Origin of the sequence: Citrobacter sp. Igbk 16, from assembly GCF_028069755.1 — a bacterium.
GTDB lineage: Bacteria > Pseudomonadota > Gammaproteobacteria > Enterobacterales > Enterobacteriaceae > Citrobacter.
Genome location: NZ_JANEWJ010000002.1, coordinates 18491 through 42194, shown reverse-complemented (window position 1 = coordinate 42194; position 23704 = coordinate 18491). Strand labels below are relative to the sequence as shown.

Genomic DNA, 23704 nt, shown 5'->3' with positions numbered 1-23704 from the left:
CCGGCAAAAGATTAGAACAACTCGTGCGTCTCACCATTATCGATAATGGTTGTCCCCACCTCATGTACCGCCTGTTGCGTTGGCTGAGTACCTTCAATGAAATACTCCGCACGGCTGTTACCACCGTTCGCCAGTTGGCCGGTGCTACGATCGATATTGACTGTAACGATACCCGGTGGTGGCGTCAGCGGCTGCTCAGGAACACCTTCTAATACACTCTTCATGTAGGCGTCCCACGCAGGTTGTGCACTCTTCGCACCGCCCTCGTAGCCGGAGATTTGGTCTTTGATCGCGCCGGATGCCGTCGTATGTCCGAGATCGCGACGATGATCATCAAACCCGATCCATACCGAGGTCACTACTCCTGGGCCATAGCCGGAGAACCATGCATCTTTCGAGCTGTTGGTGGTCCCGGTTTTCCCGCCGATGTCATGGCGCTGTAAATCACGTCCTGCACGCCAGCCGGTTCCCATCCAGCCTGGTTCACCAAAGATATTGGTGTTCAACGCGCTCTTGATCAGGAAGGCCAGCGGCGTGTTGATGACGTGTGGTGCGTATTCTTGCGTTCCGCTTTGTGCGACCAGCGCCTGGTTAGCTTGTTCCAGCTGTGGCATGGGCACGGCGGCATTTTGTTGTTCCTGGGATACCGCAACATCTTCGACGTTACTGTTTTCCAGTACATTAGACTTCTGCGTATCGCCATAAATTACCGGGATATCACATTCCGGGCAGGCAATTTTTGGCTTCGCCTCAAAGATAACGCCACCCATATCGCTTTCAATCTTACTGATGAAATACGGGTCGACCAGGAATCCACCGTTCGCCATTACCGCGTAACCGCGAGCAACCTGCAGCGGAGTGAACGAGGCTGAACCCAGCGCCAGTGATTCAGTATGCACAATGTTCTGTGCCGGGAAGCCGAAACGTTGCAGATACTCTGCCGCGTAATCCACACCCATTGCGCGCATGGCACGAACCATCACCACGTTTTTCGACTGACCCAGCCCCTGACGTAAGCGGATAGGGCCAGCATATTGCGGCGGTGAGTTTTTCGGCTGCCAGTCAGAACCTGCACCGGCATCCCAACGGGATATTGGTACGTCATTCAACATACTTGCTAGCGTCAGGCCTTTATCCATCGCGGCGGTATAGAGGAAGGGTTTGATGTTCGAACCCACCTGGCGTAATGCCTGGGTCGCACGGTTAAATTTGCTCTGGTTGAAATCAAAACCACCCACCAGTGCCAGCACTGCGCCGTTTTGCGGGTTAATCGAAACCAGTGCGGAGTTAACATCCGGCACTTGTGCCAGCCACCAGGCGTCGCCAACCTGGCGTACCCAGATTTGCTGACCGGCCTGAACCACATCGGTTACTTTACGTGGCGTCGGGCCTTGCTGTGTATCGGAACGATAAGGACGCGCCCAGCGCATACCTTCCATACGTAATGAGACCGAGGTTCCATCCGCCAACGCAGCGGTCGCTTCCTGTGGGTTGGCGCTGGTGACAACCGCGGGCAGCAGTGGGCCATAGGTCGGTAGCGCTTTCAGCGTATCGGTGATTTTCTTGCTATCCCAACTGGCTTCACCGACTTTCCACAGGACATTTGATGGGCCGCGGTAGCCGTGGCGCATGTCGTAATCCATGACATTGTTACGTACCGCCTGCTGGGCGGCCTGCTGGACTTTGCGCGTAATGGTAGTGGTGATGCGATACCCGTCTTCATAGGCTTTTTCACCATAACGGTTATACATCTCCTGACGCACCATTTCAGACAGATAAGGGGCTGAGAAAGCGATTTCCGGCGCGTGATAGTTGGCATCGATCGCTTCACTACGCGCCTGATCGTATTGGGCCTGAGTGATGTAGTTTTCGCTCAACATACGCGATAGTACAACGTTACGGCGCGCAGTTGCCCGGTCCATCGAATAGAGCGGGTTGAAGGTCGATGGCGCTTTTGGCAGACCGGCGATTACCGCGATTTCACTTAAGCTGAGTTGATCAACGGTCTTCCCGAAATAGACCTGCGCGGCAGCACCCACGCCATAGGCGCGATACCCCAGATAGATCTTGTTCAGATAAAGCTCGAGGATCTCGTCTTTACTCAGCAATTGCTCAATACGGATAGCCAGGAACACTTCTTTAATCTTACGCATCAGCGTACGTTCCGGACTCAGGAAGAAGTTTCTTGCCAACTGCTGGGTAATGGTACTTGCGCCTTGTGAGGCATGGCCGGAGAACAACGCGACGCTGGCCGCACGGAAGATCCCCACCGGGTCCACCCCGTGGTGCTCATAGAAGCGGCTGTCTTCTGTAGCGATAAAGGCTTTAACCATTACCGGCGGCATTTGATCCAGCGTGACCGGAATTCGACGTTTCTCGCCATATTGCGCGATGAGTTCGCCGTCAGCGCTGTAAACCTGCATAGGGATCTGCAGACGCACATCTTTTAGCGTCGCAACGTCAGGTAATTGTGGCTCGATATAGCGATAGAGGCCATAGATCGAGCCTGCTCCCAGCAGGATGCAACATACTGCAAGGATTAATAAATACTTTACGAACTTCACTGGAGATTTCCCATTTAGTGGCATTTGGGCAGTTTATAAACAAACGCGCGGTAGTATAAAGGCAAGCCAGACGCATTGATATACCCGTTGAAGGAACGGGTGATAAGGAGATCATCAGCAATGGCTTTTCGTATATGGAAAATTGGTCTGCATATTCAGCAACATGACGTGTTGGCTGTCGCTATCGTTCGTGACGCGTCCGGTTGGGTCCTACAACGCTGGTGGCGTATGCCGCTGGCACATCAGGTTGTCGTCGATGGCCACATTCGTGAGCCGGAACAGCTCGCTGCGGTGCTCCTGCCGTGGAGCCGTGAGCTACCGCACAGGCACCATATTCACCTTTCTTTTCCTGCCAACAGGACGTTACAAAAAAAGTTACCCCGTCCGGCAATGATCCTGCGCGAACCAGAGCAAACGGCATGGTTGTCTGGGGCGATGGCTCGTGAACTGGATATGGAGCCGGATGCGCTGCAGTTTGATTATAGCGAAGACACACTAAACCCGGCATTCAACGTGACTGCGGCACAAAGCAAAGAAATATCGGCACTCCTGACACTGATGCATCCCCTGAAGGTACAGGTTACGGCCATTACGCCGGATGCCAGCGCCTTGCAGCGATTAATGCCTTATTTACCCGTGCATCAATCATGTCTGGCATGGCGCGATGATACCCAATGGCTCTGGGCGAGCCGCACGGCATGGGGAAGTAAATCGACGGGGGAAATTGACGATATCGGCGCGCTTGCCGCGGCATTATCTCTTTACCCTGCGGATATTGCGCTATGTGAAGCCGGTGGCTTTGATCCCTTAAATGCGGTGTCCGTCCGCCAGCCACCGATTCCTACAGAAAGCCACAACTTTGCCGTTGCGCTTGGGCTGGCGATGGGAGGAGTGTACTGATGACGGCGACCATCAATCTTTTGCCCTGGCGTCAGTCGCGGCGGTATGCCTGTCTGCAATGGTGGGGAGTGTTATTGAGTGGATCTTTACTGGCTATTGTGGGTATCGCATTGGGTTATTACGCGCTTTCTCGCGTAGATAATCGGGTCGAATTACTGTTGGCAGATGCCGAAAAAACGCGGGCTGAAGCTCTGATAGCGCTCAAACCGCACCTGCAACAGCGACAACAACAATGGCAGCAGGCGCAACAAAAAGAAAAACGGCGTGAACAGATGCGAAGCTGGCAGTCTGTTTTACAAGGGGTGGCGGAGTTGCTGCCAGAACAGGCGTGGTTAACAGGAATGACCTGGCAGCAGGATACGCTGACGCTGACAGGGCTGACGCTGAACATTACCGCACTGCAGAGACTGGAGACGCAACTACGCAAACACCCCGGGTTTCAATTGGCAAGCTCAGGGGAAACGCGACAAGATTCGCAGGGACGCTGGCAGTTTCACTATCGTCTGATACGGAGCGTTATGCATGCAGGCGCTTTGTGATGGCTGGTTAGCACAGACGCCGCGGTTTCGACTGTTGTGCTGGGGCGGCTGGATGTTGGTCCTGATCACGGCTGCGCTGCTGTGCCTTTATCCTGCAGAGCAGCAACGGAAGGCGCAGCAGGCAGCATTAGTCCGCCAACGCGTGGCGATTCAAGATCAATGGCGCAATTTGTATCTGTTGGCGTCATCGGTTGGGAAACCCTTTTCCCCCACTGAAGCGAGGCCAGTTCCTTTTTCCCCATTGCTATATCAAACCTCTCTTACACGTCTGATCCACTGGCAGCCCTCCGTACGGGGAGGTGAACTGGCGCTGAAAACTGCGTGGGATGCGGTCCCACAGGTGTTTGCCCAACTGGCGGAACAGGGGATGAGTACGAGTCAGTTTTCTCTTCGTGCAGAAGATGCTGATGTGTTGTTGACGATACAGCTGGAGCGTCGGAATGATGACTAAGCGCTGGCTGTTCGCATGTTTTAGCGTGCTGCTGCTGACCGGCATGCGCAATCCCTTTCAGCCGCCAGAGGATCACTGCCGGATGGCTGAGTTGTCGGCATGGCGTTATCAGGGGGCGGTGATCCAGGGAGGACGCTCAATTGGTTTTATTCGGGATGGTCAACACAAATGGTGGAGGGTCGAGCAGCGAGATGTTTTGAATAACATCTGGAGGGTATCTCAGGTGACAGCCCAAAGCGTAACTATCGACACAGGGAGCGATTGTGAGCCATCACAGTGGCAGTGGCAACGACAAGGAGAGGCGAATGAAGCGGTGGATAGTCATCGTGCTGATGACCGTAATACCCAGCGTGCTGGCCGGGAAGGCACAAAACGTGACGCTGGTGGTGGATGATGTTCCCGTTGTCCAGGTGCTGCAGGCGCTGGCGGTGCAGGAGAAGAAAAATCTGGTGGTGTCACCGGATGTCAGTGGCGTGCTGTCATTGCATCTGACGGATGTGCCGTGGAAACAGGCATTGCAGACGGTGGTCAAAAGCGCCGGACTGGTGTTACGCCAGGAGGGAAACATCCTGCATGTGCATACTGTACGCTGGCAAAACGAAAATGCAGCCCGCCAGGAGAGTGAACAAGCGCGGATTCAGGCCGGTTTGCCGCTGGAACATCGCAGCATAATTTTGCAATACGCGGATGCCACTGAGCTGGCAAAAGCCGGTGAAAAACTGCTGAGTGCTAAAGGAAGTATAACGGTCGATAAACGTACCAACCGCCTACTGCTGCGAGACAACCCTGTTGCGCTAAACATACTGGAACAGTGGGTGGCGCAAATGGACTTGCCCGTTGAGCAGGTCGAACTGGCGGCGCACATCGTCACGATTAATGAAAAAAGTTTGCGTGAGCTGGGGGTGAAGTGGTCGCTGGCAGATGCGCAGCAGCCAGGGGCGGTGGGGAATGTCATCACGCTGACCAGCGATCTTTCCGTGTCTACTGCAACATCGCGGGTGGGATTTAATATTGGCCGCATTAATGGTCGTTTGCTGGAGCTTGAGTTGTCTGCACTGGAGCAAAAACAGCAGCTCGATATTATTGCCAGTCCTCGATTACTGGCTTCTCATCTGCAACCTGCCAGTATTAAGCAGGGCAGTGAAATCCCGTATCAGGTCTCCAGCGGTGAAAGCGGCGCAACGTCCGTCGAATTTAAAGAAGCGGTGCTGGGGATGGAAGTAACGCCAACCGTGCTGCAGAAAGGGCGGATCAGACTGAAACTGCATATTAGCCAGAATGTTCCCGGACAGGTGCTGCAGCAAGCGGATGGCGAAGTGCTGGCCATTGATAAGCAGGAAATTGAAACCCTGGTGGAGGTTAAGAGCGGTGAAACGATCGCGTTGGGCGGGATTTTTTCACATAAAAATAAATCAGCAGCTGACAGTGTGCCGTTACTCGGCGACATTCCGTTGCTCGGCCATTTTTTTCGTCATGATGGTAAAGAAGATGAGCGGCGTGAGTTAGTGGTTTTTATCACGCCCAGACTGGTCCCAACAGAATAACTTATGCATGAAAACCCGTTGTTTTTGCGCTGAACACGTTTCAGGGATTTGACGTGCGGGTGTATTTAGCATACAAGGAGTACCGATTTGAGTGTCGGGACTTTTCTTTACTTATGCAGCAGTGAATACGCTTCGCCTTTCCGGTGGTGTGTCATAGGCTTATTTGGCGTCATTTGGCTACACGACACGTCGTCAGGTCAGATGTTTGCAGGGTAGCATGCCTGCCACGACCAGAAATGCGTAAGGTTTGGTGATTTATTCAGTTGCCAAACCCGCTTGAGTATTGAGATAATTTTCAGTCTGACTCTCGCAATATCTTATGAGGTTTCAGTTCATGTCCTGCTGCGCTGGGTGTCTGCGAAGCGGGTTTACCATTAACGAATAGTCTTAGTAGTACCGAAAAAATGGCAGAGAAACGCAATATCTTTCTGGTTGGGCCTATGGGTGCCGGAAAAAGCACTATTGGGCGCCAGTTAGCTCAACAACTCAATATGGAATTTTACGATTCTGATCAAGAGATTGAGAAACGAACCGGAGCTGATGTGGGCTGGGTCTTCGATGTAGAAGGTGAAGACGGCTTCCGTGATCGCGAAGAAAAAGTCATCAACGAGTTGACGGAAAAACAGGGTATTGTGCTGGCAACTGGCGGTGGCTCTGTAAAATCACGTGAAACACGTAACCGTCTTTCCGCGCGTGGCGTCGTGGTCTATCTTGAAACGACAATTGAAAAACAACTTGCACGTACTCAACGTGACAAGAAACGCCCGCTGCTGCAGGTAGAATCGCCGCCGCGTGAAGTTCTGGAAGCATTGGCTGACGAACGCAACCCTCTGTATGAAGAGATTGCCGACGTGACCATTCGCACCGACGATCAGAGCGCGAAAGTCGTAGCAAACCAGATTATTCATATGTTGGAAAGCAACTAATTCTGGCTGAATACACACTCGTCTGCGGGTACAAGTAACTAAGGTGGATGTCGCGTAATGGAGAGGATTACAGTCACTCTCGGGGAACGTAGTTACCCTATCACCATCGCGGCTGGTTTGTTTAATGAGCCAGCTTCATTCTTACCGCTGAAATCGGGCGATCAGGTTATGTTGGTAACCAACGAAACCCTGGCTCCCCTTTATCTCGATAAGGTTCGCGGCGTACTTGAACAGGCGGGTGTTAACGTTGATAGCGTTATCCTTCCCGATGGCGAGCAGTATAAAAGCCTGACGGTTCTGGATACGGTCTTCACTGCGTTACTGCAAAAACCGCATGGTCGCGATACCACGCTGGTCGCACTTGGCGGCGGCGTGATTGGCGATCTTACCGGTTTTGCAGCAGCCAGCTATCAGCGTGGTGTGCGTTTTATTCAAGTCCCGACAACGCTGTTGTCACAGGTTGACTCCTCCGTAGGCGGTAAAACTGCCGTAAACCATCCCCTCGGTAAAAACATGATTGGCGCGTTTTACCAACCGGCTTCCGTGGTGGTGGATCTCGACTGTCTGAAAACGCTTCCTGCGCGTGAATTGGCATCGGGCCTGGCGGAAGTGATCAAATACGGCATCATCCTTGACGGTGAATTTTTCAGCTGGCTGGAAGAGAATCTGGACGCATTATTACGCCTGGATGGTCCGGCAATGGCGTACTGTATTCGCCGTTGTTGTGAGCTGAAAGCAGAAGTTGTCGCCGCGGACGAGCGCGAAATGGGCTTACGTGCTTTACTGAATCTGGGACACACGTTTGGCCATGCTATCGAAGCTGAAATGGGTTATGGCAATTGGTTACATGGCGAAGCCGTCGCAGCAGGTATGGTAATGGCTGCCCGCACGTCAGAACGTTTGGGCCAGTTTACCTCCGCTGAAACGCAGCGCATTATTACGCTGTTGCAGCGCGCAGGTTTACCGGTGAATGGGCCGCGTGAAATGCCTACACAGGCTTATTTGCCGCACATGCTGCGAGATAAAAAAGTGTTGGCGGGAGAGATTCGTTTAGTGCTTCCGCAGGCAATAGGGAAGAGTGAAGTGCGCGGCGGAGTGTCGCACGAGGTGGTTCTTAACGCGATTGCTGATTGCCAGCAGGCGTAACAACAAGAAAGGTCAGGCTTGCGTTGTAAAGCGTAAGTCTTTTAGCTTCAGGTTATATGCAAAGTCGTAAGCATTAACCTTTGAGTGGGGTGTTAAATGGATGAATTCAAACCAGAAGACGAGCTGAAACCCGATCCCAGCGATCGTCGTACTGGTCGTTCTCGTCAATCGTCTGAACGCGATAATGAGCCGCAAATCAATTTTGATGATGTTGATCTGGATGCCGACGATCGCCGTCCTGCGCGGGCACGTAAAGAGCGTGATGAAGAGCAGGACATTGAAGAAGACTATGAATCTGATGACGATGCTGTGGATGAAGAACGTGTAGAACGTCGCCCACGCAAGCGTAAAAAAGCGGTCAGTAAACCAGCCTCCCGTCAGTACATTATGATGGGTGTGGGTGTTCTGGTGCTGCTACTGCTGATTGTCGGTATCGGTTCCGCACTGAAGGCCCCCTCATCTTCCTCTTCCAGTGAGCAGGCTGCGTCTGGTGAGAAGAGCATCGATCTTTCTGGCAGCAATGCGACGGAACAGACGAACACCACAATGCCTGCGACGGGTGCTGAGCAGACCGCTGGCAATACGCAGCAGGATGTTTCTCTGCCGCCGATTTCCTCTACCCCAACTCAAGGCCAGGCACCTGCAACAGCAGAAGGTCAGCAGCGCGTTGAAGTTCAGGGCGATCTGAACAATGCGCTGACACAGCCGCAAGGTGAGGCACAGGTTAACAACGTCGTCGTCAACTCTACGCTGCCAACTGAACCCGCTACCGTAGCACCTGTTCGCAATGGCAATGCAGGGCGTCAGACGGCGAAGACTGAGCCAGCAGAACGTACTGCAACTGCGCATCAGGAACGCAAACAGGCTGTTATTGAGCCGAAGAGCAAGCCGCAGACCACGGTAAAAGCGACGCCGGCAGAGCCAAAACCTGTCGCTCAGGCGAAACCGACTGTGACCGCGACCGCGCCGACGACAACAACGAAAGCGCCAGTGGTAACCGCGACACCAAAAGCGTCAACTGAGACAAAAGCAACGGCAAGCGCCGCGCCAGCTCAGCAGACAGCAACACCTGCACCAACGACAGCAACACCGGTTGCGGGTGGGGCGAAAAGTGCAGGGAACGTTGGCGCGTTAAAATCAGCGCCATCCAGTCACTACACGCTGCAGCTCAGCAGTTCCTCTAACTACGACAACCTGAATGGTTGGGCGAAGAAAGAGAACCTGAAGAACTACGTGGTGTACCAGACGACGCGTAACGGTCAACCGTGGTATGTTCTGGTGACGGGCGTGTATGCGTCTAAAGAAGATGCGAAACGTGCAGTGTCTACGTTACCCGCCGACATTCAGGCGAAAAACCCGTGGGCAAAACCGCTGCACCAGGTTCAGGCCGATTTGAAGTAAGATAGGATATGTTCTGCAATGGTTTGCTGTTTCGCCCAATTGCGGGACAAAGACTAAAGCGCAGGATGCTGTCGGAGCTTTCTCCACAGCCGGAGAAGGTGTAATTAGTTAGTCAGCATGAAAAAAAATCGCGCTTTTTTGAAATGGGCAGGGGGGAAATACCCCCTGCTTGATGATATCAAACGGCATTTACCTCAGGGTGAGTGCCTGATTGAACCCTTCGTGGGTGCCGGGTCGGTGTTTCTCAACACCGACTTTTCTCGTTATATTCTTGCCGATATCAACAGCGACCTTATCAGTCTCTATAACATCGTGAAGACGCGTACCGATGAGTATGTGCAGGCTTCACGTGAGCTGTTTATGCCTGAAACGAATCAGGCTGAGGTGTACTACCAGTTCCGGGAAGAATTTAATGCCTGCCAGGACCCGTTCCGACGTGCAGTGCTGTTCTTATATCTCAACCGTTTTGGCTATAACGGGTTATGCCGTTATAACCTGCGCGGTGAGTTTAACGTTCCCTTTGGTCGTTATAAAAAACCCTACTTCCCGGAAGCCGAGTTGTACCATTTTGCCGAAAAAGCGCAAAATGCAGAGTTCCATTGCCTCTCCTATGAAGAGTGCATGGATCGCGCGGATACCAACTCTGTGGTCTACTGTGACCCGCCATATGCACCGCTCTCGGCGACGGCAAATTTCACCGCGTATCATACCAACAGCTTTAGCCCGAAAGAGCAGGCGCATCTGGCCGAGATGGCAGAAAAGCTGGTCAGTAAGCAGATCCCGGTGTTAATTTCGAATCATGACACGCCGGATACCCGTGAATGGTATCGAGCGGCGAAACATTTTCAGGTCAAAGTGCGGCGCAGTATAAGCAGCAACGGCGGCACACGTAAAAAGGTGAACGAACTGCTGGCGCTATACAAACCAGGAGTCGCAACGCCTGCGAAAAACTAATTCTCAAGGAGAAGCGGATGAAACAGTATTTGATTGCCCCCTCAATTCTGTCGGCTGATTTTGCCCGCCTGGGTGAGGACACCGCGAAAGCGCTGACCGCGGGTGCTGATGTCGTTCACTTCGACGTCATGGACAACCACTACGTGCCAAACCTGACCATCGGCCCGATGGTACTGAAATCGCTGCGTAAATATGGCATCACCGCTCCGATTGATGTTCATCTGATGGTGAAGCCGGTCGATCGTATTGTCCCTGACTTCGCAGCGGCCGGTGCCAGCATCATTACTTTTCACCCGGAAGCCTCCGAACACGTCGATCGTACTTTGCAGCTGATCAAAGAGCATGGCTGTAAAGCGGGGCTGGTGTTCAACCCGGCCACTCCGCTGAGCTATCTGGACTATGTCATGGATAAGCTGGATGTGATCCTGCTGATGTCTGTTAACCCAGGTTTTGGTGGACAGTCCTTTATCCCGCAAACGTTGGATAAGCTGCGCGAAGTACGTCGTCGTATTGATGAGTCTGGCTATGACATTCGTCTGGAAGTGGATGGCGGCGTCAAGGTGAACAACATTGGTGAAATTGCGGCTGCCGGTGCGGATATGTTTGTCGCCGGCTCTGCTATTTTCGACCAACCAGACTACAAAAAAGTCATTGATGAAATGCGCAATGAACTGGCGAAGGTAAGTCATGGATAAATTTCAGGACATTCGGGGCGTAGCATTTGACCTCGACGGCACGCTGGTTGATAGCGCGCCGGGATTAGCCGCTGCGGTCGATATGGCGCTGTATGCGCTGGAGCTACCGGTGGCGGGTGAAGAGCGTGTCATTACCTGGATTGGTAATGGTGCCGATGTGTTGATGGAGCGTGCGCTTGCCTGGTCTCGTCAGGAGCGTGCGACCTTACGTAAAACGATGGGCAAACCGCCTGTTGATGATGATATTCCCGCTGCGGAACAGGTGCGAATTCTGCGCAAGCTGTTCGATAGATATTACGGCGATGTCGCCGAAGAGGGGACGTTCCTGTTCCCTGATGTCGCCGACACGTTGGGCGCACTGCATGCCAACGGATTGCCGCTGGGTCTGGTGACCAATAAACCGACCCCGTTTGTCGCGCCGTTACTTGATGCGCTGGATATTGCCAAATACTTTAGCGTGGTCATCGGTGGCGATGATGTACAGAACAAAAAACCGCATCCGGACCCGCTGCTATTGGTGGCAAGCAAGCTTGGCATCAAGCCTGAGCAAATGCTCTTTGTTGGGGATTCTCGTAATGACATTCAGGCGGCAAAAGCTGCTGGCTGCCCATCCGTTGGCCTGACCTATGGCTACAACTACGGTGAGTCAATTGCGCTGAGCCAGCCCGACGTTATTTACGACCGTATTAATGAACTACTGCCCGCTCTCGGGCTTCCGCATAGCGAAAATCAGGAATCAGAAAATGACTAAGCCCATCGTTTTTAGTGGCGCACAGCCCTCAGGTGAATTGACCATTGGCAACTATATGGGTGCGCTGCGTCAGTGGGTGAGCATGCAGGATGACTACCATTGCATCTATTGCATCGTTGACCAACATGCTATCACCGTTCGTCAGGATGCCCAGCAACTGCGTAAAGCAACTCTGGATACGTTGGCGCTGTACCTGGCGTGTGGTATCGATCCTGAAAAAAGCACCATCTTCGTCCAGTCGCACGTGCCGGAACATGCACAGTTAGGCTGGGCACTGAACTGCTACACCTATTTCGGTGAACTGAGCCGTATGACCCAGTTCAAAGATAAATCCGCACGTTATGCAGAGAACATCAACGCCGGGTTGTTTGATTACCCGGTGCTGATGGCGGCGGATATTCTGTTGTATCAGACCAACCAGGTACCAGTTGGTGAAGATCAGAAACAGCATCTGGAACTGAGCCGCGATATCGCCCAGCGCTTTAACGCCCTGTACGGCGATATCTTTAAAGTGCCTGAGCCGTTTATTCCGAAATCCGGTGCGCGCGTCATGTCGCTGCTTGAACCGACGAAGAAAATGTCCAAGTCGGATGACAACCGCAATAACGTGATCGGCCTGCTGGAAGATCCAAAATCAGTGGTTAAGAAAATCAAACGTGCAATGACCGACTCTGATGAGCCGCCGGTTGTGCGTTACGATTTGCAGAACAAAGCTGGCGTATCCAACCTGCTGGATATTCTCTCTGCCGTTACTGGCCAGAGCATTTCTGAGCTGGAACAGCACTTTGAAGGCAAAATGTATGGTCATCTGAAGGGGGAAGTCGCAGAAGCCGTCTCCGGCATGCTGACCGAACTCCAGGAGCGCTATCACCGTTTCCGTAACGATGAAGCCTTCCTGCAGAAAGTGATGAAAGAGGGTGCGGAAAAAGCCAGTGCGCGTGCCTCTGTTACGCTGAAAGCTGTGTATGAAGCTATTGGCTTTGTTGCCAAGCCGTAATGCTTTCTGCGTTGCCGAAAAAACCGGGAATTTCCCGGTTTTTTTGTATCTGCGCAAAGAGATTTATTGATTATTCAGCCGCTGCGCCGCAACCGCCAATCATTTTAGAAATCGAGATTGCCGGGTGCAGCAGGTAATCATACGAGCAGGTTTTATTACGGTTTTCAACATGACCCGTACAAGCGGTCAGCGTGGCCAGAATCCCTGCCACAACGGCAATTTTTGCAATCTTAAGCATAACGAAATCCTTGTAGATATAACTATTTATATATATGAAAAAAATGGAAAAAATCCATTTTCCGCCGGTGAAAATATCAAGTAATGGAACAGGGAGGTAGTCCAGATAAGGACTACCCAAAGACAAGGAAATATGTTTTAAAAAACAGGTGGGAAATAAAAACGGCAGCCAGGAAAGAGATTCCAGGGCTGCCGTTTATGTTAATTAGCGGAACGATTTCAGAACGGTATACGGTTGGTTATTTCGCTGAATCTGTTGTGAATCAATGGTTCGAGAACCAGTTCAGCTTATCGCGTAATCCCACAACACGGCCCACGATAATCAGCGCCGGGCTTTCAACCTGTTTCGCCAGTTCACCGAGCTGTGTCAGCACACCGCTGACGACGCGCTGTGTTACGGCAGTACCATTCTCGACCAGGGCAACCGGCATATCGGCTTGCATTCCAAACTCGATGAGTTTTTCCTGAATCGTTGCCGCCTGATTCAGTCCCATGTAGAACACCAACGTTTGTTTCTCTGCCGCCAGGTTCTCCCAGTCCAGTTCACCGCCTGTTTTCAGGTGCCCGGTGACCAGGCGTACGCTCTGCGCATAATCGCGATGGGTCAGTGGGATACCGGAGTAAGCAGAACAACCAGAAGCCGCGGTAATGCCTGGTACGACAGAGAATGGAATACCGGCATGACACAGGGTTTCCAGCTCTTCACCACCACGTCCGAAGATGAACGGGTCACCGCCTTTCAGTCGCACTACGCGTTTACCTTGTTGCGCTTCACGCAGCAGGATCTGGTTGATCTCTTCCTGCGGTACGCAGTGATAGCCCGCACGTTTTCCTACGAACACCCGGTCTGCGTCGCGACGTACGAGGTTCATGATATCGTCAGAAACCAGACGGTCATACACCACAACATCAGCTTGCTGGATCTGCTGTAGCCCTTTCAGAGTCAGCAGCCCGGCATCACCAGGACCGGCACCTACCAATACCACTTCACCCCGGTGATCCAGCGGTTCGCTGAGCAATTGCTCGGTGGTTTCCTCTACGGCTTGCTGGTCGTTGTTCGCCAGTGACTGCGCCAGGCGGTCATTAACAAACAATTTTTCCCAGAAGCGGCGACGTTCACCCATGCTGGCGAACTGTTTTTTCACGCGGGAGCGCAGTTGCCCGGCATATTGTGCGACCTGGCCCAGATGCTGCGGCAGCACGGATTCGAGTCTTTCACGCAGCAGGCGGGCAAGAACAGGGGATGTACCGCCTGAGGAGACCGCCACCATCAGCGGAGAGCGGTCGATAATGGAGGGCATGATAAAACTGGCCGCTTTTGGCGCATCGACCACGTTGCAGAAGATACGACGTGATTCTGCGGCGGTGCTGACGCTTTGGTTAACGGCATCGTCATCAGTAGCGGCGATAGCCAGCCAGCAAGAGTCGAGCAGGGCTTCATCGAATGGCCCCTCAACCAGCGTCAGCATGCCTTCATCTGCCCATACGGTGAACTGCGGAATAAACGCCAGCGCATTAACCGTTAAACGGGCGCCAGCTTCCAGCAGTAACCGCGCTTTGCGTTCTGCGACATCACCACCGCCGACGATCAAGCAGTCGCGGTCACGTAGTTGACAAAATATAGGCAAATGATCCACGACATTACCCCTTAATTATTGGCAGCAGCCTCTGGCTGATTGATTTTTGCCGGAGCCGGACGCTCCGATTTTGGCGTAGCATACCAATAACCCAATCCCATGAATACGACACCGGACAAAGTATTACCTAGTGTCACCCACAGAAGGTTATGACCAATTCCGGACAGGGTATAGGCCTCGCTGTGGTGGCCGAACCAGGAAAGGGCAAACAGCGTCATATTGGCTACGGAGTGTTCATAACCGGACGCGATAAACGCCAGCAGACACCACCAGATGGCAAGGAACTTCGCCGCGCCTTCGGTGCGGATTGCCATCCAGATTGCCAGGCAAACCAACCAGTTACACAGGGCGCCTTTAAAGAACAGTACTGTTGCAGGTGCGGTAGTTTTCGCCAGCGCGACCGTATGCACGATGCTGGTATCGACCGGCAACAGACTGCCACCGCCCCAACTGTATAGCAGAGCGACAAACACAGAGCCCACGAGGTTGCCGAGCCAGGTTTGTGGCAGAATCGCCCACATTTGACCGTGGCTGATGGTGCCCGCTTTAACGCCGAGCGTGAGAAACATCGTGTGACCGGTGAACAGTTCTGAACCGGCGATAATCACCAGCGTTAAGGCAATACCAAAGGTTGCACCCATTACCAGAGGGCGTACGGATGGATCGAGTAAATTACCGAGAGTAAAAATAAGAATGATGCCGAGCCCAACGTAGGCCCCTGCCATTGCTGAGCTGACCCAGAATCCGAGTGGATTATTTGCCGACAGGCGTGCGATGCGCGCAGCGTTAGCCGCACACTTATTAATAGTGTCTGTGAACATGTGTTGATTATCCTTGAAGTACAAAAATAAAAAGAAATCGTAACCGTAGGCCGGATAAGGCATTTATGCCGCCATCCGGCAATTGCCTGATGGCGCTACGCTTATCAGGCCTACCAATAAAAGACCTACAAATACGTCAAAAAAGGGAGGCGTTGCGCCTCCCAAAAATAAGTTAACCGCGCAGTTGCACCATGCCGTCTTTCACTCGGGCTTCGTAATGTTTCACGGAGAACTGTTCGTCTTCCATGCACAGACCGTCGCTTAAGCGAAAACGCTGTTTTTTGAGCGGACTGGCGACCCACAGCTCACCCTGATGTTCAGCAATCAACCCACGCGACAGTACGCTGGACTCAAAGAATGGGTCGATATTGCTGATCGCAAACACCTGATCGCTGTGATACGGGCGAAAAATAGCAACCTGCTCAGTACCTAACAGGGCGCAGACGCCTGTCGCAGGCAGAATGTCATCGATTTTGCAGATGTTTTTCCACTGGCTCATGCGTTTTCCTCCACCAGAGTCACCGGAATACGCTCATAAGGCGTAGCCGGACGATGTTGTTCGCGCTCAGGGACAACCTGAACATTCGGATCGCGTTGATCGCTGTTGATAAAGTGTTTGAAACGAACCTGCGCGGACGGCGTATTGACCGTTTCTGTCCACTCACACACCACCGCTTCACGCAGACGGGCCATCTCTTCTTCCAGGTGCTGGTTCAGGCCCAGTTTGTCGTCGATGATGACGGACTTCAGATACTCGATGCCGCCTTCCAGGTTATCTAACCACGGTGCAGTACGGGTCAGTTTGTCCGCAGTACGGATATAGAACATCATAAAGCGGTCAAGATACTTGAGCAGCGTTTCACGATCGACATCGGCCGCCAGCAGGTCTGCATGACGAGGTTTCATCCCGCCGTTACCACAAACGTACAGGTTCCAGCCTTTCTCGGTGGCGATGATACCGACGTCTTTACCCTGGGCTTCCGCACATTCGCGGGTACAGCCAGAAACACCAAACTTCATCTTGTGCGGTGTACGAATGCCCTTGTAGCGGTTTTCCAGCTCGACGCCGAAGCCAACGCTATCGCCAACACCATAACGACACCAGGTGCTGCCTACGCAGGTTTTCGCCATACGTAGCGCTTTGGCGTACGCATGACCCGTTTCGAAACCGGCTTCAATCAACTGACGCCAGATTTCCGGCAGATCATCTTTTTGTGCGCCGAACAGCCCAATACGCTGGGAGCCGGTGATCTTGGTGTACAGGTTAAACTCACGGGCGATACGGCCTACGGCCACCAGGCCTTCTGGTGTAATTTCTCCCCCTGCAGAACGCGGGATCACGGAATAGGTGCCGTCTTTCTGGATGTTCGCCAGGAAGTTGTCGTTAGTGTCCTGCAGCGGGGTATGCTGTGGTTTAAGAATGTATTCATTCCAGCAGGAGGCCAGCAGGGAGCCGACGGTGGGTTTACACACTTCGCAGCCGTAACCTTTACCGTGTTTAGCCAGCAATTCTTCGAAGGTTTTAATGCCTTCTACGCGAATCAGGTGGAACAGTTCCTGACGCGAATACGGGAAGTGTTCACACAGGTTGTTATTCACTTCGATACCCTGCTTCACCAGTTCGGCGTTCAGGACCTGCGTTACCAGCGGGATACAACCGCCGCAGCCAGTACCGGCTTTGGTCTCGGCTTTCAGCGCCGCAACGGTGTGGCAACCTTTGTTGATAGCGGCAATCAGCATGCCTTTGGTGACGTCAAAGCAGGAACAAATCTGTGCGCTGTCCGGGAGTTTATCCACGCCGATTGATGGTTTACCGCTGCCCGCATGTGCTGGCAGAATCAGCGAGTCCGGGTTTTCCGGCAGCTCGATGGCGTTCAGCACAAGCTGTAGCAGGTTGCCGTAATCACTGGTGTCACCGACCAGAACCGCACCCAGCAGGGTTTTGTTATCTTCACTTACGATGAGGCGTTTGTAGACTTCTTTGCTTTCATCGAGATAGACATAGCTGCGGGCACCCGGTGTACGCGCGTGCGCGTCGCCAATTCCGCCAACATCTACGCCGAGCAACTTCAGTTTGGCGCTGAGATCCGCACCTTCGAAAGCGTTTTCAGTTTCGAGGATATGATCCACAGCGACCTGGGCCATTTTGTAACCCGGCGCGACCAGACCATATACGCGGTTGTTCCAGCTGGCGCATTCGCCAATCGCATAGATATCCGGGTCAGATGTCTGGCAGCTGTCGTTAATGACAATGCCGCCGCGCGGAGCGACGTCCAGACCGCACTGGGTTGCCAGTTTGTCGCGTGGGCGAATACCGGTGGAGAAGACGATGAAATCAACTTCCAGCTCGCTGCCGTCGGCAAAACGCATGGTTTTGCGCGCTTCGGTGCCTTCCTGGACGATCTCTTTGGTGTTCTTGCTGGTGTGCACACGCACGCCCATGCTTTCAATTTTGCGACGTAACTGCTCGCCACCCATATGATCCAGCTGTTCAGCCATCAGCATGGGGGCGAATTCAATCACGTGGGTTTCCACGCCCAGGCTTTTCAGCGCTCCGGCGGCTTCCAGACCTAACAGGCCACCACCGACGACGGCACCGCGTTTGCTACGGCGGGCGCAAGCTTCAATGGCGTTGAGATCTTCGATGGTACGGTAAACGAAGCAGTCCTGGGTTTCGGAACCTTTAATCGGTGGGATCCACGGATAGGAGCCGGTCGCCATGATCAGCTTGTCGTAATAGACCGTACGGCCCGCGCTGGAGTGGATTACCTTCTCCTGGCGGTTGATGGTAATTGCACGTTCACCGACTAACACCTTAACGCCATGCTTCTCATAGAACCCTTCACGCACCAGAGAAAGCTCTTCAGCTGTGTGGTGAGAGAAGTAGGATGACAGGTGTACGCGGTCGTACGCTTTGCGGGGTTCTTCACAGAAGACGGTAATATCAAAATTGGCAGCGTCGGATTTATCAAGAAGATCCTCAATAAAGCGATGGCCGACCATACCATTACCGATAATAGCGAGTCTGACTTTGCTCATTTTTGCCTCGATTTCTTTTCTATTACTGCCTACCTTAACGATTCAGCAACCGCGCTTATTGATACAAATCAAATTCGGCCTTATATACTCCTTAAGGGGTATATAACTGATTTGCCAGCATTTTTATAAGTGACGGAATTGACAGGCTTTTCATATTTGTACAATTAGCATACAAATTAAGGGGTTTTAGTGTGTTTGGGCCGACATCGCCAGCGAAAGAAGAGGGTATGAGAATAGGCCGGATGGCGCAGACACCATCCGGCAGTGTGTAGGCCGGGCAAGCGAAGCGCCCTCCGGCACTGAGATTAATGCGTTGCTGGCGCGTTATGCAGGCGATGACGCGTGACGAACCCAAGGATAAAGCACATCACGAACACCACGGCATACAGTCCGTTCGCAGTCTGTAATGCGGCTAATGGGCCACTGTGCGCCACGATAGGACCGGTGACGACGAAGGTGAGCATGGTACCAATGGTGCCGCAGGTCAGCACAAAGTTAACCAGTTTAGGTGAGGCAACTTTGGTCTGCTGAGAACCAAGGGTAATAATGGTGGTATAAATCGCGCTGGAGAAGAAGCCCAGTGTCAGAATGAACCACGGCATATGCTCTGGCGTACCGGTGATGAACAGATACATCAGCACGGTGGCCAGTCCCGCCAGTACGGTCAGAATACGCTGCAAATCGAAGAAACGCAGAATAAAGCTAAACGCCCACATGCCGACCATGTAAGACATCCAGAAGTCACTAACCAGTTTACCGGCATCGTTCAGGCTCATGCCCAGGCTCTTGGCGTATTCCGGAACCCAGGAGATAAAACCAAGCTGACCGAGGATGTAACACAGTGCCGCAATCGCCAGGAACAGTACGCCAATGCCCCATTTTTCTTTCACGGCCGGTGCATCTGGCTGCTGCGCATGTTTGCCCAGCGCCGGGAATTCGCAGCCGAAGGTCAACAGGAAAATGGCGACATACACCAGGCCGATACAAGCATAGACCCAGTACCATTCAATGCTGCGCGCGAGCAGGAAGGCCGCAACCATAGGGAAAATCATGCCCGCCATGCTGAAGAAGGAGTCGGTAAACAGCAGGCGGGAGCCACGCTGGCGACCTTCATACATCTGAGTCACCAGGAACGTACCAATCGACATGGTGATACCACTCACCAGTCCCAGCACAAACATTGCCGCGGAGAACAACGCCAGGCTATGGCTGAGCATCAGTCCGGCGATTGCCAATACCATCAGGATGAAGCCAAAACGCAATTGCGTTTTCAGCGGCACGATTTCCATCAGCCAGGCATTCAGAAAAATAGAAATCAGGATACCTGCGTTCAGGAAGGTGAAGGTGTTACTCATGCTGGAAACGGGCAAATGGAAATAATCCGCGATGTTTCCCATCACCATCCCGGTGACAATTACCAACGCACCTGTCAGGGCGTAGGAGAGAAAGCTAATCCATGTGAGCTTAATGCGATTGCTGTTAGTCATGACTGGCCTGTATAGAAGTGTAAGGCGCATTAACGGCGCCGTGAGCGGGCAGATTTTAGGCGTTTTAGTGATGTATTTAAATATTTTTTGGTAATTACTGAGCCTGTTACATTTTTGTATGTGATCGTGATCACATTGGTATTTACGGCTATGAGGTTACATTTGTTTCAAGTACGTAAAATTAGGTAAAGGGATGGCCTTGTTCATGAAGGCTCTTTAGAATCAATCCACTTGCTTTAGTTTCTGCTCTCGTTTAAGGAAATCTCATGCTCAAATCGACTCTGGCGGCTGTTGCAGCTGTTTTCGCTCTTTCTGCTATCTCTCCCGCAGCGCTGGCAGCGAAAGGGGATCCGCACGTTCTGCTGACAACCTCTGCCGGTAACATTGAACTGGAACTGAACAGCCAGAAAGCCCCGGTTTCAGTGCAAAACTTTGTCGATTATGTCAACAGCGGTTTCTATAACAACACCACGTTCCACCGTGTGATCCCGGGATTTATGGTGCAGGGTGGTGGGTTTAACGAGCAGATGCAGCAGAAAAAACCTAACCCGCCAATCAAGAATGAAGCGGATAACGGGCTGCGTAACACCCGAGGCACGATTGCTATGGCGCGTACTGCGGATAAAGACAGTGCGACCAGCCAGTTCTTTATCAACATTGCGGACAATGCATTCCTCGATCATGGCCAGCGTGACTTTGGTTACGCCGTGTTCGGTAAAGTTGTGAAAGGTATGGATGTTGCGGACAAGATTGCGCAGGTACAGACCCACGATGTCGGTCCTTACCAGAATGTTCCGTCAAAACCGATTGTTATCCTTTCCGCTAAAGTCCTGCCGTAAGCCTATTTTGCGCGGGTAGTCCCTGCCCGCGTTCTCCCCCTTCTCTGCGTAACCCGAAATTGCTGCTTATACTTGTGGCAAGTGTCGGCTCATTCAGGGAGGTCACGTGAAAAAACTCACCGATAAACAAAAGTCCAGGCTCTGGGCGCAACTGCGAAATGCCAATTTTCAGGCAAGCCGGCGACTGGAAGGCGTGGATATTCCACAGGTTACTCTGAGCGCTGAAGACGCCCTGGCGCGTCTTGAAGAATTGCGGAGGCACTATGAGCGATAAATTCGGTGATGGACGTGACCCCTATTTGTATCCTGGGCTGAACGTTATGCGTAACCGGCTGGGGGTTCATCAGGCGCAGCGTCTGGCGCAGGCAGCTTATGAATTGACGGCGCTGCGTGCCGCCACAATTGAACTGGGGCCGTTAGTTCGTGGTTTACCCTACCTGTGCGCTATTCATCGCCAACTTTATCAGGATATTTTCGATTGGGCTGGCAAGCTACGCGAAGTCGATATTTATCAGGGCGACACACCTTTCTGCCATTTTGCCTGGATAGAGAAAGAGGGCAACGTGCTGATGCAGGATCTGGAAGAAGAGTCCTGGCTGGTGGGACTGTCGGAAGAAAAGTTTGTGGAGCGACTCGCACACTACTACTGTGAAATTAACGTGCTGCACCCGTTTCGCATCGGCAGTGGTCTGGCGCAGCGTATTTTCTTCGAACAGTTGGCGATTCATGCCGGGTATATACTCAACTGGGAGGGCATCCAGGTTGAGGAGTGGAACCAGGCAAATCAAAGCGGTGCCATGGGTGACCTGACCGCCCTGCAGGCGATATTTCGTAAAGTGGTAAGCGAAGCCCTGGAAACTGAGTAGAATAGCGCGGTTCTTCTGTACCGGAGCCGCCATGATCCTGCTTATCGATAACTACGATTCTTTTACCTGGAACCTGTATCAATACTTCTGCGAACTGGGCGCAGATGTCATTGTCAGACGCAACGACGCGCTGACGCTGGCGCAAATTGATGCGCTGAATCCGCAGAAAATCGTCATTTCCCCGGGGCCATGCACGCCGGATGATGCGGGCATCTCGCTGGATGTCATTCGTCATTATGCGGGTAAGATCCCTATGCTGGGCGTTTGTCTGGGCCATCAGGCAATGGCACAAGCCTTTGGCGCGAACGTCGTGCGGGCGGCGAAAGTGATGCACGGTAAGACTTCACCCATTACGCATACCGGGCAAGGTGTTTTTCAGGGATTGGCAAACCCGCTAACGGTGACGCGCTACCATTCGTTGGTGGTCGCACCTGAGACGTTGCCTGAGTGCTTTGAAGTGACGGCGTGGAGTGAAACGCAGGAGATTATGGGCATTCGTCACCGGGAGTGGGATATGGAAGGGGTGCAATTTCACCCGGAGAGCATCCTCAGCGAACAGGGGCATCAACTGCTGGCTAATTTCCTTAACCGGTGATTTATGGTTGCTATTCAGTGATTTTTTATTCATATTTTGTGATTATAATTTCACTAGCATTTCTGCTTAACAGGGTGGTAATGACATGGCAACTGAACAAACTGCAATTACGCGCGCAACATTCGATGAAGTGATTCTGCCGATTTATGCACCGGCAGAGTTTATCCCGGTAAAGGGGAAAGGAAGTCGAGTCTGGGATCAACAGGGTAAAGAGTACGTTGATTTCGCGGGCGGCATTGCAGTGACCGCGTTAGGGCATTGCCATCCGGCACTGGTCGAGGCATTAAAAACCCAGGGTGAAACTCTGTGGCATACCAGTAACGTGTTCACCAATGAGCCGGCGTTGCGTTTAGGCCGCAAAATCATTGATGCCACTTTCGCTGAACGCGTGTTGTTCATGAACTCCGGTACCGAAGCTAACGAAACCGCCTTTAAGCTGGCACGCCATTACGCCTGTGTGCGCCATAGCCCATTCAAAACTAAAATTATCGCCTTCCATAATGCGTTTCACGGTCGATCGCTGTTTACCGTTTCCGTGGGTGGGCAGCCGAAATACTCTGACGGCTTTGGACCAAAGCCCGCGGATATCATCCATGTACCGTTTAACGATCTGCATGCCGTAAAAGCGGTGATGGATGATCATACCTGTGCGGTGGTGGTTGAGCCTATTCAGGGTGAGGGAGGGGTTACCGCTGCCACGTCAGAATTCCTGCAGGGGCTGCGCGAACTGTGCGATCAACATCAGGCGCTGCTGGTGTTTGATGAAGTGCAGTGTGGGATGGGGCGTACCGGTGACCTGTTTGCGTATATGCACTACGGCGTGACGCCGGATATCCTGACCAGTGCTAAAGCGCTTGGCGGTGGATTCCCGGTGAGCGCGGTGCTGACCACCCAGGAGATAGCCTCCGCGTTCCATGTTGGCTCGCACGGTTCGACTTACGGCGGTAACCCGCTGGCCTGCGCGGTTGCGGGAGCGGCGTTCGATATCATCAACACCCCGGAAGTGCTGGAAGGTATTCAGGCCAAACGGCATGCCTTTGTGCAGCATTTGCAGAAAATTGATCAGCAGTTTGATATTTTCAGCGATATTCGCGGCATGGGACTGTTGATTGGCGCTGAGTTGAAGCCGCAGTTTAAAGGCCGGGCGCGTGATTTCCTCTACGCTGCTGCGCACGAAGGGGTGATGGTGCTAAACGCCGGGCCGGACGTGATGCGTTTTGCACCGTCGCTGGTGGTAGAGCAGGCGGATATCGATGAAGGGATGCAGCGCTTCGCGCAGGCGGTAGCGAAGGTGGTGGGCTGATTGCCGGATGGC

Annotated in this window: 24 protein-coding genes; 17 read left to right on the top strand and 7 right to left on the bottom strand. The window is 52.8% G+C overall.

Going from position 1 to position 23704, the window contains the following annotated elements; all coding sequences use genetic code 11:
• Positions 1–11: 11 nt before the first annotated feature.
• Positions 12–2564: a peptidoglycan glycosyltransferase/peptidoglycan DD-transpeptidase MrcA gene (gene mrcA / locus NNO03_RS01910; protein ID WP_271441396.1), complete on the bottom strand. Its 2553-nt coding sequence runs from the start codon at positions 2562–2564 to the stop codon at positions 12–14.
• A 120-nt stretch (positions 2565–2684) separates the two neighbouring features.
• Between mrcA and NNO03_RS01905 the strand changes: the two genes are divergently transcribed.
• The 12 genes from NNO03_RS01905 to trpS all read left to right on the top strand — a co-directional run bounded on the left by NNO03_RS01905 (position 2685) and on the right by trpS (position 12868).
• A complete protein-coding gene (locus tag NNO03_RS01905) occupies positions 2685–3464 on the top strand; it encodes a DNA utilization protein HofM (RefSeq protein WP_271448661.1) in 780 nt (259 codons plus the stop codon).
• Positions 3464–4003 carry a PilN domain-containing protein gene (locus NNO03_RS01900; RefSeq protein ID WP_271448660.1) on the top strand — a complete coding sequence of 180 codons (540 nt, stop codon included), beginning with the start codon at positions 3464–3466 and terminating at the stop codon, positions 4001–4003. The genes NNO03_RS01905 and NNO03_RS01900 overlap by 1 nt, the downstream gene beginning before the upstream one ends.
• Positions 3987–4454 (top strand): hypothetical protein, encoded by a 468-nt coding sequence (locus tag NNO03_RS01895; protein ID WP_271448659.1) that lies wholly within the window; start codon positions 3987–3989, stop codon positions 4452–4454. Before NNO03_RS01900 ends, NNO03_RS01895 begins: the two co-directional genes overlap by 17 nt.
• Positions 4444–4848 (top strand): HofP DNA utilization family protein, encoded by a 405-nt coding sequence (locus NNO03_RS01890; protein WP_271448658.1) that lies wholly within the window; start codon positions 4444–4446, stop codon positions 4846–4848. Before NNO03_RS01895 ends, NNO03_RS01890 begins: the two co-directional genes overlap by 11 nt.
• The gene (gene hofQ / locus NNO03_RS01885; RefSeq protein ID WP_271448657.1) at positions 4760–5998 is read left to right on the top strand and encodes a DNA uptake porin HofQ; all 1239 of its coding nucleotides are present in this window, start codon (positions 4760–4762) and stop codon (positions 5996–5998) included. The genes NNO03_RS01890 and hofQ overlap by 89 nt, the downstream gene beginning before the upstream one ends.
• 404 nt (positions 5999–6402) lie before the next feature.
• Positions 6403–6924, top strand: coding sequence for a shikimate kinase AroK (aroK, locus tag NNO03_RS01880; protein ID WP_003023552.1), 522 nt, complete (start codon positions 6403–6405; stop codon positions 6922–6924).
• 57 nt (positions 6925–6981) lie between these two features.
• A complete protein-coding gene (gene aroB, locus NNO03_RS01875; RefSeq protein ID WP_271448656.1) occupies positions 6982–8070 on the top strand; it encodes a 3-dehydroquinate synthase in 1089 nt (362 codons plus the stop codon).
• Positions 8071–8166: 96 nt separating this feature from the next.
• Complete coding sequence (damX, locus tag NNO03_RS01870) at positions 8167–9471, top strand: cell division protein DamX (RefSeq protein ID WP_271448655.1); 1305 nt, start codon at positions 8167–8169, stop codon at positions 9469–9471.
• A gap of 117 nt (positions 9472–9588) precedes the next feature.
• Entirely contained in the window at positions 9589–10425 is an 837-nt protein-coding gene (dam, locus tag NNO03_RS01865) for an adenine-specific DNA-methyltransferase (protein ID WP_271448654.1), read from the top strand.
• Between the two features lie 17 nt (positions 10426–10442).
• The gene (rpe, locus tag NNO03_RS01860; RefSeq protein ID WP_040231743.1) at positions 10443–11120 is read left to right on the top strand and encodes a ribulose-phosphate 3-epimerase; all 678 of its coding nucleotides are present in this window, start codon (positions 10443–10445) and stop codon (positions 11118–11120) included.
• On the top strand, positions 11113–11871 hold the full coding sequence (gph, locus tag NNO03_RS01855; RefSeq protein ID WP_271448653.1) for a phosphoglycolate phosphatase: 759 nt from the start codon (positions 11113–11115) through the stop codon (positions 11869–11871). Before rpe ends, gph begins: the two co-directional genes overlap by 8 nt.
• On the top strand, positions 11864–12868 hold the full coding sequence (gene trpS, locus NNO03_RS01850) for a tryptophan--tRNA ligase (protein WP_271448652.1): 1005 nt from the start codon (positions 11864–11866) through the stop codon (positions 12866–12868). Before gph ends, trpS begins: the two co-directional genes overlap by 8 nt.
• 70 nt (positions 12869–12938) lie before the next feature.
• Here the strand turns inward: trpS and NNO03_RS01845 are convergent, their stop codons facing one another.
• From NNO03_RS01845 to tsgA, 6 genes are all read right to left on the bottom strand, one after another.
• The gene (locus NNO03_RS01845) at positions 12939–13106 is read right to left on the bottom strand and encodes a YhfL family protein (RefSeq protein ID WP_271441406.1); all 168 of its coding nucleotides are present in this window, start codon (positions 13104–13106) and stop codon (positions 12939–12941) included.
• 262 nt (positions 13107–13368) lie between these two features.
• Positions 13369–14742, bottom strand: coding sequence for a siroheme synthase CysG (cysG, locus tag NNO03_RS01840; protein WP_271448651.1), 1374 nt, complete (start codon positions 14740–14742; stop codon positions 13369–13371).
• 11 nt (positions 14743–14753) lie between these two features.
• Positions 14754–15563 carry a nitrite transporter NirC gene (nirC, locus tag NNO03_RS01835; protein ID WP_005121658.1) on the bottom strand — a complete coding sequence of 270 codons (810 nt, stop codon included), beginning with the start codon at positions 15561–15563 and terminating at the stop codon, positions 14754–14756.
• 172 nt (positions 15564–15735) lie between these two features.
• Entirely contained in the window at positions 15736–16062 is a 327-nt protein-coding gene (gene nirD, locus NNO03_RS01830) for a nitrite reductase small subunit NirD (protein ID WP_045448391.1), read from the bottom strand.
• Complete coding sequence (gene nirB, locus NNO03_RS01825) at positions 16059–18602, bottom strand: NADPH-nitrite reductase large subunit (RefSeq protein ID WP_271448650.1); 2544 nt, start codon at positions 18600–18602, stop codon at positions 16059–16061. The genes nirD and nirB overlap by 4 nt, the downstream gene beginning before the upstream one ends.
• A gap of 305 nt (positions 18603–18907) precedes the next feature.
• A complete protein-coding gene (gene tsgA / locus NNO03_RS01820) occupies positions 18908–20089 on the bottom strand; it encodes an MFS transporter TsgA (protein ID WP_137381142.1) in 1182 nt (393 codons plus the stop codon).
• 266 nt (positions 20090–20355) lie between these two features.
• On the opposite strand from tsgA, the gene ppiA reads away from it, so the two are divergent.
• The 5 genes from ppiA (at position 20356) to argD (ending at position 23692) form a co-directional block, all read left to right on the top strand.
• Positions 20356–20928 (top strand): peptidylprolyl isomerase A, encoded by a 573-nt coding sequence (ppiA, locus tag NNO03_RS01815; protein WP_137381141.1) that lies wholly within the window; start codon positions 20356–20358, stop codon positions 20926–20928.
• Between the two features lie 106 nt (positions 20929–21034).
• Positions 21035–21202 carry a YhfG family protein gene (locus NNO03_RS01810; protein ID WP_271448649.1) on the top strand — a complete coding sequence of 56 codons (168 nt, stop codon included), beginning with the start codon at positions 21035–21037 and terminating at the stop codon, positions 21200–21202.
• Positions 21192–21794 carry a putative adenosine monophosphate-protein transferase Fic gene (locus NNO03_RS01805; RefSeq protein ID WP_271442310.1) on the top strand — a complete coding sequence of 201 codons (603 nt, stop codon included), beginning with the start codon at positions 21192–21194 and terminating at the stop codon, positions 21792–21794. Before NNO03_RS01810 ends, NNO03_RS01805 begins: the two co-directional genes overlap by 11 nt.
• 31 nt (positions 21795–21825) lie before the next feature.
• Positions 21826–22389, top strand: a complete 564-nt coding sequence (pabA, locus tag NNO03_RS01800) for an aminodeoxychorismate synthase component 2 (protein WP_271448648.1) — start codon at positions 21826–21828, stop codon at positions 22387–22389.
• A gap of 85 nt (positions 22390–22474) precedes the next feature.
• Positions 22475–23692, top strand: a complete 1218-nt coding sequence (argD, locus tag NNO03_RS01795; RefSeq protein WP_202037577.1) for a bifunctional acetylornithine/succinyldiaminopimelate transaminase — start codon at positions 22475–22477, stop codon at positions 23690–23692.
• The last annotated feature ends 12 nt before the right edge of the window (positions 23693–23704 follow it).